At 71.4% G+C, this 13945-nt stretch carries 13 protein-coding genes; 6 read left to right on the plus strand and 7 right to left on the minus strand.

Features of this window, described 5'->3' with window-relative positions:
- Position 1 precedes the first annotated feature (1 nt).
- The 3 genes from ABZU75_RS01770 to ABZU75_RS01780 form a co-directional block, all read right to left on the minus strand.
- Positions 2-1030: a tartrate dehydrogenase gene (locus ABZU75_RS01770; RefSeq protein ID WP_355548136.1), complete on the minus strand. Its 1029-nt coding sequence runs from the start codon at positions 1028-1030 to the stop codon at positions 2-4.
- A gap of 104 nt (positions 1031-1134) precedes the next feature.
- Positions 1135-2010, minus strand: a complete 876-nt coding sequence (locus tag ABZU75_RS01775; RefSeq protein WP_355548139.1) for a LysR family transcriptional regulator — start codon at positions 2008-2010, stop codon at positions 1135-1137.
- A 163-nt stretch (positions 2011-2173) separates the two neighbouring features.
- Positions 2174-3322 (minus strand): ROK family transcriptional regulator, encoded by a 1149-nt coding sequence (locus tag ABZU75_RS01780; RefSeq protein ID WP_355548142.1) that lies wholly within the window; start codon positions 3320-3322, stop codon positions 2174-2176.
- A gap of 78 nt (positions 3323-3400) precedes the next feature.
- On the opposite strand from ABZU75_RS01780, the gene xylA reads away from it, so the two are divergent.
- The 6 genes from xylA to ABZU75_RS01810 all read left to right on the plus strand — a co-directional run bounded on the left by xylA (position 3401) and on the right by ABZU75_RS01810 (position 9989).
- Positions 3401-4552, plus strand: coding sequence for a xylose isomerase (gene xylA, locus ABZU75_RS01785; protein WP_350923075.1), 1152 nt, complete (start codon positions 3401-3403; stop codon positions 4550-4552).
- The gene (gene xylB / locus ABZU75_RS01790) at positions 4549-5919 is read left to right on the plus strand and encodes a xylulokinase (protein WP_355548147.1); all 1371 of its coding nucleotides are present in this window, start codon (positions 4549-4551) and stop codon (positions 5917-5919) included. Before xylA ends, xylB begins: the two co-directional genes overlap by 4 nt.
- 177 nt (positions 5920-6096) lie before the next feature.
- Positions 6097-6762, plus strand: a complete 666-nt coding sequence (locus tag ABZU75_RS01795; protein WP_355548150.1) for a DUF998 domain-containing protein — start codon at positions 6097-6099, stop codon at positions 6760-6762.
- A 141-nt stretch (positions 6763-6903) separates the two neighbouring features.
- The gene (locus ABZU75_RS01800; RefSeq protein WP_355548153.1) at positions 6904-9117 is read left to right on the plus strand and encodes an ATP-binding protein; all 2214 of its coding nucleotides are present in this window, start codon (positions 6904-6906) and stop codon (positions 9115-9117) included.
- Positions 9118-9231: 114 nt separating this feature from the next.
- A complete protein-coding gene (locus ABZU75_RS01805) occupies positions 9232-9621 on the plus strand; it encodes a roadblock/LC7 domain-containing protein (protein WP_089210923.1) in 390 nt (129 codons plus the stop codon).
- Positions 9618-9989, plus strand: a complete 372-nt coding sequence (locus tag ABZU75_RS01810; protein ID WP_355548157.1) for a DUF742 domain-containing protein — start codon at positions 9618-9620, stop codon at positions 9987-9989. Before ABZU75_RS01805 ends, ABZU75_RS01810 begins: the two co-directional genes overlap by 4 nt.
- 72 nt (positions 9990-10061) lie before the next feature.
- Here ABZU75_RS01810 and ABZU75_RS01815 read toward each other — a convergent pair whose 3' ends face one another.
- From ABZU75_RS01815 to ABZU75_RS01830, 4 genes are all read right to left on the minus strand, one after another.
- A complete protein-coding gene (locus ABZU75_RS01815; protein WP_343961561.1) occupies positions 10062-10637 on the minus strand; it encodes an ATP/GTP-binding protein in 576 nt (191 codons plus the stop codon).
- Positions 10618-10965 carry a DUF742 domain-containing protein gene (locus ABZU75_RS01820; RefSeq protein ID WP_355548161.1) on the minus strand — a complete coding sequence of 116 codons (348 nt, stop codon included), beginning with the start codon at positions 10963-10965 and terminating at the stop codon, positions 10618-10620. Before ABZU75_RS01820 ends, ABZU75_RS01815 begins: the two co-directional genes overlap by 20 nt.
- A gap of 67 nt (positions 10966-11032) precedes the next feature.
- A complete protein-coding gene (locus tag ABZU75_RS01825) occupies positions 11033-11440 on the minus strand; it encodes a roadblock/LC7 domain-containing protein (RefSeq protein ID WP_355548164.1) in 408 nt (135 codons plus the stop codon).
- Positions 11437-13896: a nitrate- and nitrite sensing domain-containing protein gene (locus tag ABZU75_RS01830; RefSeq protein ID WP_355548167.1), complete on the minus strand. Its 2460-nt coding sequence runs from the start codon at positions 13894-13896 to the stop codon at positions 11437-11439. The genes ABZU75_RS01825 and ABZU75_RS01830 overlap by 4 nt, the downstream gene beginning before the upstream one ends.
- Positions 13897-13945 lie beyond the last annotated feature (49 nt).

Below are 13945 nucleotides of genomic sequence, written 5' to 3' on the forward strand. Positions count from 1 at the left end.
CTCAGAGTGCTTCGAGGATCGCGTGGGTCAGGTCCACGGTGGTGGCCGTGCCGCCGAGGTCGGGGGTGCGCACGGAGGTCGTGGCGAACACGTGACCGATCGCCTCCAGGATGGCGACTGCGGCCTCCGGGTGGCCCAGGTGGTCGAGCATCATCGCGGCCGTCCAGATCGCGCCGACCGGGTTGGCGATGCCGCGGCCCGCGATGTCGGGCGCCGACCCGTGGACCGGCTCGAACATCGACGGGTGGGCCCGCGTCGGGTCGATGTTCGCGGCGGGCGCCAGGCCGATGCTGCCGGCGACCGCGGCGGCGAGATCGGAAAGGATGTCCCCGAACAGGTTCGAGGCGACGATCACGTCGAACCGCGCCGGGTCGAGCACCAGCTTGGCGCACAGCGCGTCGATGTGCTCCGACTGCACGGTGACACCGGAGTGCTGAGCCGCCCGCTCGGCGACGATCTCATCCCAGAACGGCATCGTGTGGATGATCCCGTTCGACTTCGTCGCCGAGGTCAGCCGCCCGGTGCGCCGCTCGGCCAGGTCCAGGGCGTAGTCGACGATGCGGGTGACTCCGCTTCTGGTGAAGACCGCCTCCTGCACCGCCATCTCCGCCGGCGTCCCCTGGTACAGGCGGCCGCCGATCTCGCTGTACTCGCCCTCGACGTTCTCGCGCACCACCACGAGATCGATCCCCCGCTGCCCGCCGAGCACCTTGATCGGCCGCAGGTTCACGTACTGCTGGAAGCCTCGGCGGATCGGGATCAGCAGCCCCCACAGCGACACGTGATCGGGCACGCCCGGCGCGCCCACCGCGCCCAGGAAGATCGCGTCGTGGTGGCGCACCCGGTCGAGGCCGTCCGCGGGCATCATCGCGCCCTCGGCCAGATAGCGGGCGCACGACCAGTCGAACTCGTCGTAGGTGAGGTCGATGGCGTGCTTGCGGCCCACGGCGTCGAGTACGGCGCGGGCGGCGCCGCACACCTCGGTGCCGATCCCGTCCCCGGGGATCACGGCGATGCGATGCGATTTCATGCCCTCGATTCCAGCAGCCGGGCCCGGGTGCGGTCCAAGATCGGCTGCCTACCCCACCGATCGGCGCCGCCTATCGATGCGTGGCCATGCACGGGAACGACCGCCTACCGATCCGTCGCCATGCGCAGGAACGTGCGTGCCGCCGGGCCGAGCCCGCCCGCGTGGCCGGCGTAGGCGACGTCCAGATGGACGGGCGGATCGAGGTCGGCCACGACCGCGCCCGACCGCTCGGCCAGCTCCCGCCACGAGTCGGCCAGCACGGCGACGCCGCTCCCGCCGAGCACCAGCGGCAGGATCGCCTCGCGGTGTTCTGTCTCGACCGCGATCGTCAGCCGCACCCCCGAGCGGATCAGGTCGTCGACCACCGCGCGCATCCCGGTGCCCGTCTGGCCGGCGATCACCCGCAGGCCGGACAGCTCGCCCGGACTCACCCGGGCGCCGGCGGAGAACGGCCCGCCGGCCGACGAGACCACCACGAACCGCTGCCGCCCGACCGGATGCAGACCCACGCCGGGCCGCTGCGGGAGCCGTATCGCCGCCAGCAGGCCCAGTTCGGTCCGGCCGGTGCGGACGGCCTCCACCACCTGCTCCGCGGTCGCCGCGGCGCGGACCACCACCCGCACCCCCGGATACTCCACCGTGAAACGGGAGATCACCCCCGCGAGCGGGTCGATCGCCTGCGACGGCATCGCCGTGATCTCCAACCGTCCCGTCCGCAGGCCCCGCACCGCCTCGACGGACCCGACGGCGAGGCCCCGCGCGTGGATGACCGCCCGCGCCGGTTCCACCAGCGCCCGCCCCGCCTCCGTCAGCACCACACCGCGGCCGACCCGATGGAACAGCGCCTCGCCCAGCTCGCGCTCGAGCTGCTTGATCGACTGCGACAACGACGGCTGCGCGACATAGAGCACCTCCGCCGCACGATGGAAACCGCCGTGGTCGACGACCGCGAGAAACCGCTCCAACTGCCGGAAGTCCACCGCAGGATCATCCCTCTCCCGGCGATCCGGGTCCAGGAACCACGGGGAGCAGACCCCGCGCCGCCCCTTCGGCGGTCCAGGCCACGGCCTGGCCGCTGAGGCCGCGCCGGGGATCGGACCGAGGAGCGAAGGAGCCGGGTCCCAGCGGCCGACCCGCGACGCGTCAGCGTCGCAACAGGATCGCGATCGGATTCGCGATGATCCGGTGGATGATCTGTCCGGCGGCTCCCAGGGGGGCGGCGTCGCTGCCGAGCCGGGAGACGGTCAGTTCGGGGACGGTGTGCCGCATCCCGGTCAGCCGGGCGGTCATCGCCCGGTGGACCGGGTCGCGGATCCACGGGAAGAGCGGGGCGAAGACGCCGCCCAGCACGATCATGCCGGGGTCCATCAGATGGATCGCCGAGGTGAGGGCGACGCCGAGTGCCTGCCCGGCGCGCTCGCAGGCTTCCAGCGCGCCGGGCTCGCCCGCGCGCAGGCTCTCCAGCAGTTCGGGGATGCCGGGCAGGCCGCAGGCCCGGAGCAGGGCCTCCTGCCCGGCGTACTGCTCCAGGCAGCCCCGGCCGCCGCAGCGGCAGGCCGGACCGTCCGGATGGACGACCACGTGCCCCAGCTCTCCGGCGAGACCGCGGGCGCCGCGGAACAGGGTGCCGCCCACCACCAGGCCCGCGCCGATGCCGATCTCCCCCGACACGTGCAGGAAGTCGCCGGGGGCCGACCCGAACCAGAGCTCGCCCAGGGCCGCGAGGTTGGCCTCGTTGTCCACCTCGACGGGGAAGTCCAGCAGGTCGGAGACGCGGACGTGGTGCCAGCCGAGGTTGGGGGCGGTGTGCACGAGCCCCCCGTCCACGGGGCCGGGCACCGCGAGGGTCGATCCGGCGATGGCCAGGCCCTCCCGGCGGGCTTCGTCCACAGCCCTGTGGGCAAGTTCTGCCAGGTGGGAAAGGGTTTCCACAGGGGAGGTCGCACGGTTGTCCACAGCCTGTGAATATCGGAGCCGCACCGCGAGGGTGAGGTCGACCACGCAGGCGGACAGGTAGTCGACGTTGATCTCCAGGCCGAGCGCGGCGACCCGCCGCCCGCTGAGCATCACCGCCGTGCCCGGCCGGCCCCGCTCGCCGTCCCGCAGCGCGCCGGACTCGGCGACCATGCCCGCCTCGATCAGGTCGCCGACCATCTTCGACACCGTCGTCTTCGTCAGCCCGGTGATCTCGGCCAGCGCCGCCCGGGTGGCCGGGCCGTTCCTGCGGATCTCGCCGAGGACCACGCCGAGGTTGCGGGCGCGCATCGAGTCGTGGCGTACGGCCTGTGTCATGGAACATCCACCCCTTGACGATCCCACCACCCCGATCCATATTAAGTCCATAAAATGGATTAAATCGGAGGAACGTAGATGAGCGCCTACACCCCCAAGCCTGAAGATCGCTTCACCTTCGGGCTCTGGACCGTCGGCTGGCAGGCCCGCGACCCCTTCGGTGACGCGTCGCGGGCCCCGCTGGACCCGGTGGAGAGCGTTCACCGGCTCGCGGAGCTCGGCGCGTACGGCGTCACCTTCCACGACGACGACCTGCTCGCCGTCGAGCCCGACCGGGACAGGGCCATCGCGAACTTCAAGAAGGCGCTGGCCGAGACCGGGCTCAAGGTCCCGATGGCCACCACCAACCTGTTCACCCACCCGGTTTTCAAGGACGGCGCGTTCACCAGCAACGACCGCGAGGTCCGCCGCCACGCGCTGCGCAAGGTCATCCGCAACATCGACCTGGCCGCCGAGCTCGGTGCGACCACCTACGTCTGCTGGGGCGGGCGCGAGGGCTCCGAGTCCGGGGCCGCCAAGGACATCAGGGCCGCGCTCAGCCGCTACAAGGAGGGCATGGACCTGCTCACCTCGTACGTGATCGAGAAGGGCTACGACATCAGGTTCGCCATCGAGCCCAAGCCGAACGAGCCGCGCGGCGACATCCTGCTCCCGACCGTCGGCCACGCGCTCGCGTTCATCAACGAGCTCGAACACCCCGACCGCGTCGGCCTCAACCCCGAGGTGGGCCACGAGGAGATGGCCGGGCTCAACTTCGCGCACGGCATCGCGCAGGCGCTCTGGCACGGCAAGCTCTTCCACATCGACCTGAACGGCCAGCACGGCCCCCGCTACGACCAGGACCTGATCTTCGGTCACGGCGATGTGAAGAACGCCTTCTTCCTGGTCGACCTGCTGGAGAACGGCGGCTACGAGGGCCCCAGGCACTTCGACTACAAGCCGCTGCGCACCGAGGACTCCGAGGACGTCTGGGTCTCCGCCGCGGCCAACATGCGCACGTACCTGATCCTGAAGGAGAAGGTGAGGGCCTTCCGCGCGGACCCCGAGGTCGTCGAGGCGCTCGCCGCGAGCAAGGTCGCCGAGCTCTCCGAGCCCACGCTGGCACCGGGCGAGACGATCGCGGACCTGAGCCGCGACTCCTTCGACCTCGAAGCGGTGGCCGCGCGCGGCTTCCACTTCACCCGCCTCAACCAGCTCGCCATGGAGCACCTCCTCGGGGTCCGCGGATGACGCTCGTGGCCGGGGTCGACTCGTCGACCCAGAGCTGCAAGGTGGTGATCAGGGACGCCCGCACGGGCGCCCTGGTCCGCCAGGGCCGCGCGACCCACCCGGAGGGCACCGAGGTCGATCCCGGGGCCTGGTGGGAGGCGCTGCGGGAGGCGCTCACCCGGGCGGGCGGGCTGGACGGCGTCGAGGCGATGAGCGTCGGCGCGCAGCAGCACGGCATGGTCTGCCTGGACGCCTCAGGCGACGTGGTCAGGAAGGCGCTGCTCTGGAACGACACCCGCTCCGCCGGGGCGGCGGCCGACCTGGTGAGGGAACTGGGCGGTCCTGAGCGCTGGGCCGAGGCGGTCGGCAGCGTGCCGGTGGCGTCGTTCACGGTGACCAAGCTCCGCTGGCTGGCCGAGCACGAGCCCGACTCCGCCCGTCGTACGGCGCGGGTGTGCCTGCCGCACGACTGGCTCACCTGGCGGCTGGGCGGGGAGTTCGTCACGGACAGGGGCGACGCGTCGGGCACCGGGTACTGGTCGCCCGCGACCGGGGCCTACCGGACCGACCTCCTGCGGACGGCCTTCGGTGCCCTTCCCGAACTCCCCGAGGTGTTGGGGCCCCGCGACGGCGCGGGAGAGGTCAAGGCGGTTGGAAACGGGACGGTGCGGCTCGCGCCGGGGACGGGTGACAACATGGCGGCGGCCCTCGGGGTCGGCGCCCTGCCGGGGGACGTGGTGGTGTCGATCGGGACGTCGGGGACGGCCTTCGCGGTCGCCGACAGCCCGAGCGCCGACCCGAGCGGCGCCGTGGCCGGGTTCGCGGACGCCACCGGGCGGTTCCTGCCGCTGGTGGCCACGCTCAACGCGGCCAGGGTGCTGGACGCCACCGCGCGGATGCTCGGGGTCGGTCTCGACGAGCTCGACCGGCTGGCCCTGGCGGCGCCCTCGGGGGCCGGCGGCCTCGTCCACGTCCCGTACCTGGAGGGCGAGCGCACCCCGAACCTGCCCTCGGCCACGGGATCGCTGCACGGGCTGACGCTGGGCACCTCCACCCCGGCCCACCTGGCCAGGGCGGCGGTGGAAGGGCTGCTCTGCCACCTCGCCGACGCCTTCGACGCCCTCGGGCTCGACCCGGCCAGGGTGCTGCTCATCGGAGGCGGCGCCAGGTCCGAGGCCGTACGGCGGATCGCCCCCGCGGTCTTCGGGCGGCCCGTGGTCGTTCCCGAGCCGGGGGAGTACGTCGCGGACGGGGCGGCCAGGCAGGCCGCCTGGCTGCTCGGCGGCGACGAGCCTCCGGCCTGGGAGGCGGGCGGGTCCGAGCGCTACGAGGCCGACCCCGCGCCCGAGGTCAGGGCCCGCTACGCCGAGGTCCGCGGGCTCCGCTGAGACGCCGGACGGATCGGGCGGCCTGTACACGGCCCCGGCCGGGGCCGTGTACAGGGGCGTCGAGGGGACCAAGGCGGGTGAAGCCGCTCTCCGGCCGGTCGTCTCAGGGGCGGCTCAGGGTTGGATCAGGGATGCCGCCGGATGCCCGAAACGCCCTGCGGCGAGCAGGATTGATCCATGCTCGCCTCGAAAAGGCTCTACCCCCTGATCGCGTGCGCCGGAATCGCGGCGGCCGCGGTGGCCGCCCTGGCCGCCGTCGTGGGGCAGCCCGACCCGGTTCCGTACCCGGACTCGCTCGACCTGACGATCAGCGAGTACGCCGCGCTGGACCGCAGCGGAGTCACCGGGTTCGTCATGGCGTCGCTGGGGATCGCCTCTCTCGCGCTGGTCGCCGGGCTGCGCGCGACCGGGGCGCCGGTGGGTGTCCTGGCCGAGCGGCTGATGCGGGTGTGGGGCGCCGGGCTCATCCTCCTCGCGGTGCTGCCCCCGGCCCTTCCCGGCACGGGCACGGGCACCGACCTGATCGGCCAGGCGTACCGTTACCTGTCGATCGCCGTGTTCGTGGCGATGCCGGTGGCGGGCGGCCTGCTGGTGGCGCGGTTCAACGAGGACGAGCGGTGGCGGCCGGTGGCCAGGACCGTGGAGTGGCTGGCGCTGGCCGGAGGTTTCGGCCTGCTGGTGATCACCTACGTGGCGCTCCCCGGGCACGGGGTGCTCGCGGGCCTCGCCGAGTGGATTCTGCTCGGGACCGAGGTCGCGCTGGTCGGCGTGCTGGCCGCCCGGCTCGCGCGGCTGACCTGGGCACGGAGCGCCACTCAGGCATCACGCGCCGCTCTGGGCTGACTTGTCACTTCCCATGACTATTTCATGACATGTCACAAATAGGCTACAAATAGCAGGAGCCGCCAGTGCTATTCTCGTCGGCGATCTAGAGATCGTCCGGGGGCTCCCCCTGGCGTTCCGTGAGCGAGCCGTTGAGGTGACATGGCATCGAGCAAGTCCATCCGGTTCAAGGTCTCGGTGCTGCTGGCCATTCCTCTCACCTCGCTGGTGGCGGTGTGGGGCTTCGCCTCGGTCGTCACGGTCGGCGACTCGATGAGCCTGCGCTCCATCGGCACGCTGTACCAATCCGTCGGCAAACCCTCAGGTGACCTGAACAGCGCGGTCCAACGCGAGCACATCCTGTCGGCCGAGTACCTGGCCACCCGCTCCGACTCCGACCACAAGACCCTCGCGGGACAGCGGGTGGTCACCGACCAGGCCCGGACCCGTCTCCGCCAGGAGATGGACAGGGACGAGGTGCGGGCGGTGATGCCCGACGAGATGAGGACACGCCACGCCGAGCTGATAAGGCAGGTGGAGGGGCTCGACGCGATCCGCGCCAGGGTCGACGCGGGGCGGATCGACTCGGTGGGGCTCTCCGCGGAGTTCGCCCGGCTGCCGGACGTGCTGAACCGGCTCTTCAACACCCTGAGTCTCACCAACGACCTCCCGCTCTACCGCCAGTTGCGCAGCGTCACGATGGTCAACCAGAGCATGAACCTGCTCAGCCGCGAGCGGGCACTCGCCACGGGCCCGCTGGCGCTGCGGAGCCCGATGACGGAGAACGAGGCGCGGGTGTTCGCCCGGATCGCCGCCAACCGGGCCTTCCTCATGGAACAGGCGCTCCCCGAGCTGGAGCCCTCGCTGGGTGCCCCCTTCACGGAGCTGATCGCCTCCTCGACATACGCCAGGTTCGTCGCCCTGGAGTCTCGCCTGCTGGCCGGCGCCGGTGTCTCGGCCACCGACTGGCGCGCCGTGGGCGACGCGCTGGACGCCGTCTACCAGCGGTCGATGACGGAGGTCGGTCCCATGCTCGTCAACCGGGCCGAGCCGGTGACCGTGGGCGTCTACATCCGCGCCGGTGTCGTCGGCGTGCTCGGCCTCGTCGCGGTCGTCGCGTCGCTGCTCGTCTCGTACCGGATCGGCAGCGGGATCACCAGGGAACTCGCCGCCGTACGGCGGGCCGCCACCGACCTCGCGGAGGTGCGGCTGCCACGGGTGATGGAGAAGCTGCGCCGCGGCGAGAAGGTGGACGTGACGGCCGAGGCACCCGCGCTGGAACCGCTGGGCAGCACCGCCGAGATCCACGATGTCGCCGCCGCCTTCGACAGCGTCCGGCGCAGCGCCGTGGACGCCGCCGTGGAGCAGGCCAGGCTGCGCGAGGGCGCCGCCCACTCCTTCCGCAACCTCGCCCGCCGGAGCCAGTCGCTGCTGCAGCGCCAGCTCAAGCTGCTCGACGGCATGCAGAAGCGGGCGGAGAACCCCGAGGCGCTGGAGAACCTCTTCAGGCTCGACCATCTCACCACCCGCATGCGCCGCCACGCCGAGGGCCTGGTGATCCTGTCCGGTGGGGCGGCGGGCCGCAAATGGCGCTCGGCGGTGCCGATGGAGGACGTGCTGCGCGGGGCCGCCGCCCAGGTCGAGGACTACGCCCGGGTGCGGATCCTCCCGACGGGCGGCACCACCCTGGTCGGCAACGCCGTCGCGGACATGATGCACCTGTTCGCCGAGCTCCTGGAGAACGCCACGGTCTTCTCCCCGCCCGGCAGCCAGGTCTCGGTCCGCGGCGAGCTCGTGGGCCGTGGCTTCGCCGTCGAGATCGAGGACAGAGGGCTCGGGCTGACCGCGGAGAAGCGTGCCGCGGTCAACGAGCGCCTGGCCAGCCCGCCGGAGTTCGACCCGGGCGACACCGACCGGCTGGGCTTCGCCGTGGTCGGGTTGCTGGCCGCCAGGTACAGGGTCGAGGTCGTGCTGCACTCCTCGCCGTACGGCGGGACCGGGGTGGTCGTCCTCATCCCCGAGGAACTGCTCGGGGAGCCGGAGCCCGTCGAGCAGTCGACGGAGCCGCCGGTGCTCACCGTCATCAGCGTGCGGCCCGAGCCCGGGGGACAGCCGGAACGGGCCGCCGGTGAACCCGGTGAGCCGGCGGTGCCGATTCCCACGGACCTGTGGAGGCCGCTGCGGCGCGGCGGCGGCGGGCTGCCACGCCGGGTACGGCAGGCGAACATGCCGCCGACGCAGGCCAGGGAGCCACGTCCGCCCGATGCCGAGATCGAGGAGCGGTCACCGGAGGAGGCGAGGGCGCTGATGAGCGCCCTGCAGTCCGGCTGGCAGCGCGGCCGGGCCGACGACGAGGACGGCGGTGCCGAGCGTTGAGCCGGGGCCGTGAGAGCGGGAGCGCGAACGGAGACGGGTCCATGAGACCGGCTTCGTCGCGCCGGTGGGGGATGAAGATCAAAAGGATCATCAGAGGGGAAGGGGTTTAACCACGTGCCGGGTGAGCTTTATTGGCTTCTGGATGATTTCGTCACGAGTGTGGCGGACGTTTCGCACGCACTGATCCTGTCCAACGACGGGTTGATGATGGCCTCGTCCAGAGGGCTGAGCAAGGAGGACGCCGACCATCTGTCGGCGGTGGCGTCCGGCTTCCAGAGCCTTGCGAAGGGCACCAGCCTGCAGTTCGGCGGCGGAGCCGTGCGCCAGACGATGGTGGAGATGGACTCCGCGTTCCTCTTCGTCACCTCCGCCGGTCAGGGGAGCTGCCTGTCGGTCATGACCACCGGCGCCGCCGACGTGGGCCTGATCGCCTACGAGATGGCCCGCCTGGTCACCCGGGTCGGACAGCACCTGGCCACCGGGCCCCGGATGGCCGGCCAATGAGCGACGACGTCGAGTGGGTAGACGAGGAGGCCGGTCCCGTCGTCCGCCCCTACGCGGTGACCGGGGGGCGCACCAGGGCGTCCTGCTCCTCGTTCGACCTGCTCTCGATGGCGGTGGCGACAGGGACACCGGTTTCCCCGGGAGCGTGTCTGGGCTCCGAACACCGGCGGCTGCTCAACCTGGTCAGGCGGGCACGCCCGATCGTGGAGATCGCGTCGGATGCCGGGTTGCCGGTCGGCGTGATCAAAGTCCTCCTGGGCGACCTGCTCGACCAGGGCCTGATCCTGGTGAGATCGCCGCTTCCCGCCGCCTCCGTGCCGCCGGAGAGCCTGCTGAGGGAGTTGATCAGCGGCCTGCGGGCACTGTGACCTCCCGGCGGGGCGCCTGAGTTCGTGTCCGGTCTCCGGCAGCGAGGGCCGGGGAACACCCCGGCCCGCTGCTCAGCTCTGGCTGGCCGTCAGCACCTTCAACGAGTGCTCCACGAGGGTCACGAGCACCGTCTTCGCCGAGACACGGCGCCGCACGTCGCAGAGGAGCACCGGCACGTCCACATCGAGGTCCAGGGCGACGCGGACGTCTTCCGCCTCGTGCCGGTCGGCGCCGTCGAAGCAGTTGACGGCCACGATGAACGGCGTGCCGCGCTGCTCGAAGTAGTCGATCGAGGGGAAGCAGTCGGTCAGCCGCCGGGTGTCGGCCAGCACCACGGCGCCCAGCGCGCCGTAGGACAGCTCGTCCCACATGAACCAGAACCGCTCCTGGCCCGGGGTGCCGAACAGGTAGACGACCAGGCCCTCCCTGATCGTGATGCGGCCGAAGTCCATCGCGACGGTGGTGGTGGTCTTGCCCTCCACACCGTCGACGTCGTCGATGCCGATACCGCGGTCGGAGAGCACCTCCTCGGTGCGGAGCGGCCGGATCTCGCTGATGGCGCCCACGAGCGTGGTCTTTCCCACCCCGAAGCCACCCGCGATGAGAATCTTGAGGGCGACGGGTTCGTCAGAGGGCCCGAAGTCCATTGATCACTTCCTTGAGAATGCGCTCGCTCGCGGAGGCGCGCCCGATCGAGATGAGCTTGTGGTCCTGCAGGTCGCCGAGAAGGACCCTGACCACGCCGAGTGGCAGGTTGAGGTCCGAGGCGACGTCGGCGACCGAGGTCGGGGTGGTGACCATGGCGAGAATGCGTTCCTGTTCCGGCCCGGGGACGAATCCCCCGGACGGGACGGCGCGGGTCGCGGTGACCATCGCGACCAGGTCCAGAGTGTCACCGGAGGAGCGGGTGCGACCCCTGATGAGCGCGTAGGGCCGGACGACCGGTCCGGCCTCCTCGTCCATCCAGCGTGTCATCCGGACCTCCGGCACCGGGTTCGGGGATCCGACGGTCCATGGACGGCGCCGCCACCCGCTCCCCCGCTCACGAGAGACCCTGGCGCGGACCGGTGGAGATATGCTGGCCCACCCGCTTGACCAGCATCGCCATCTCGTACGCGATGTGACCCACATCGGCGTCGGAACTGCTCAGCACGGCCAGGCAGGTGCCCTGTCCGGCGGCGGTGACGAACAGGAACGCCGACTCCATCTCCACGATGGTCTGGCGCACCTCACCGCCGCCGAAATGGCGTCCCGCGCCGCGTGCCAGGCTCTGGAATCCGGCTGCGACCGCGGACAGATGTTCGGCGTCCTCGCGGTTGAGCCCCTTCGAGAAGCCGACGGCCAGCCCGTCGGTGGAGAGGAGCACCGCCTGGCGCACCGCGCCCACCCTGGTGGTCAGGTCGTCGAGGAGCCAGTTCAGCTCGCCGGTGTTGGTCAATTTTCCGGTCATTTGTCCCCCTTGTCGCCTGTCGTGTGGTGTGCGAAGTCATCGTCCTGCTCCTCGCGTCCGCGCCGCGCACCCGCCTGGAAGGCGGAGAACAACGCGCGGACCTCGTCGGGCGAACGCTCCTCGCACGGTTCCGCCCTTGGCTCTGGCTGGGCGGGCTCCGTCGCCTCGGGCTCCTGGCGGAGTTGAGGCGCCAAGTTCGCCTGCCGGATCCGGCGGGGCAGGCCACCCGGCCCCATGGGGGGCTGTGGGGCCGTCTTACGTGTCGGAGCGTCATTGCCGGGCTCGGGCGTCCGCCGGGTCTCACGGGTCCCCTGCGGTGCCCCCTCGGGCGACGCGGTGAAGAGGGCATGGGCCCAGCCGGTCTCCTGGTCCGCGGTCCCGCCCGGACGTCCCTCCTGCCCGGCGGGCTGGGTACGGGCCGGTAGGTCGGTCACCACGCTGAGAGAGGGCGCGGCAGTGGACTGGGCAGGGAAGGCCGGCCTCGTCCTGCGGGGCAGGCCGTTGCCGTTGGCGGGGGGTGAGAACGTGTCGTGCGAGGGGGAGTCGAACAGCTCTCCCGGACGCTCGGCGGCGCGTTCGGCGGTGGAGGACGTCTGCTCCACGGTGAGGGCGAGCGGCGAGCCCTGCTGGGCCATCACGGTACGGGGGATGAGCACGATGGCCGTGGTGCCGCCGAACGGCGAGCCGCGCAGGATGACCTGGATGCCGTGCCGGGAGGCGAGCTGGCCCACCACGAACAGGCCCAGCCGGTCGCTGTCGGCCAGGTCGAACTCCGGCGGGTTGGCCAGCCGCTCGTTGATGGCCGCGTACTCCATCGGGCTCAGGCCCAGGCCGCGGTCCTCGACCTCGACGGCGAACCCGTTGGCCACCACGTCGCCGCGCACGGTCACCATGGTCTGCGGCGGGGAGTAGATCGTGGCGTTCTCGATCAGCTCGGCCACCAGATGGGTGATGTCGGCGACCGCGGCCCCGTCGAGCGAGATGTCGGCCACCGGCATCACGTTGACCCGGGTGTAGTCCTCGACCTCGGCGATCGCGGCTCGCAGGACGTCGACCACCGGCACCGGTTTGCGCCAGGACCGGCCGGGTGCCGCGCCGGACAGGATGATCAGGCCCTCGGCGTGCCGCCGCATACGGGTGGTCAGGTGATCCAGCCGGAACAGGTCCTCAAGGCTGTCGGGGTCGGTCGCCCGGTGCTGCATGCTGTCGAGCAGGGTGAGCTGGCGGTGGAGCAGGCTCTGCTTGCGCCGGGCCAGGTTCACGAAGACCTGGCTGACGCCACGCCTCAGGTTGGCCTGGCCGACGGCGGCCTCGACCGCGGTCCGCTGCACCGAGCCGAACGCGTGGGCCACGTCGTGCACCTCGGTCGAGCCGCCCGCCTGGATCGGCGGCGCCTCGGCCCGCACGTCGACCTCCTCGCCGCGCCGCAGGCGGTCCACGACGTGGGGGAGCCGCACGTCCGCCAGCTCCAGGGCGGCCGAACGGAGCCCGGCGAGCTCGGCGGCCAGGCGGCGGCCGAAGCGGACCGAGATGATGATCGACGCGACCACCGCGATCAGGCCGACGCCACCGGCGATCACGATTCGGAGCAGGATGCCGGTGGCCGCCGTCTGGGCCCGCTCCGCCAGCTTCTTGGAGGCGGCGAGGTTGACCTTGTCCAGCCAGGCCGACATCTCGTTCGCGGTCGCCTTCCACCTGGCCGCCTCGGGGGCCAGCCGGTTGCCGGTCGATCCGATGACGGCCTTCTCCAGGTCCGTGAACTTCTCGAAGGCCGCGGACTTGAAGGTGTCGCGGTAGGTCGCGCCCAGCTCGGGATCGAGCGAGGCCACGCCCTTGGTGTGCAGGAACTTCCGGGTGGTGACGTACTCGCCGAAGGCCTTGCGCTCCTCCTCCGACAGCCGGTAGTCGATCAGAGCCCCGCTGATCAGCGCGTTCTCCCTGGCGAACATCTCATAGGCGTTGCCCATGCCATGCATGGCCGTGGCCTGCTGGGCGATCGACAGATCGGGCACCGCGGTCATCTGGTCGTACACCAGGAAGACGGCGTCGAGGATCCGGTTGTAGCTCGACAGCACGCTCAGCCGTGCCTGCTGTCCGCTGTCGACGCCCGACCGGATGTTCGGAAGCCGGTCGAGCTGGCTGAGCAGCGCGCCCAGCGAGGTACGCAGTTCCGGGCTGCCGGAATCCTCGGAGGCGGTGGCCTTCCTGAACGCCTCGACCGCCCGGTCGGTCCGGGAGCGCTGCTCCCCCATCCCGCTCGTGAGGACCCGGGAACTGATCGCCACCGACGACTGCGTCCGCTCCGCCTGAAGCTGTAGTCCCAGATCAGTGGAGGTGACACCCACCGACTGGTAGATGCTGTTCGCGTTCAGCAGCGTGATCCCGTCACCGACGGTCAGGTTGAGCACGAAGCCCCACAGCGCGCTCAGCGACAGCAGCGGCAGGAGCAACAGCAAGAAAATCTTGAACCGAATCGAGCGGTTTCTAGAGCCCATGTCCACTCGT

Source organism: Streptosporangium sp. NPDC005286, from assembly GCF_040607515.1.
Taxonomy (GTDB): Bacteria; Actinomycetota; Actinomycetes; order Streptosporangiales; family Streptosporangiaceae; genus Streptosporangium.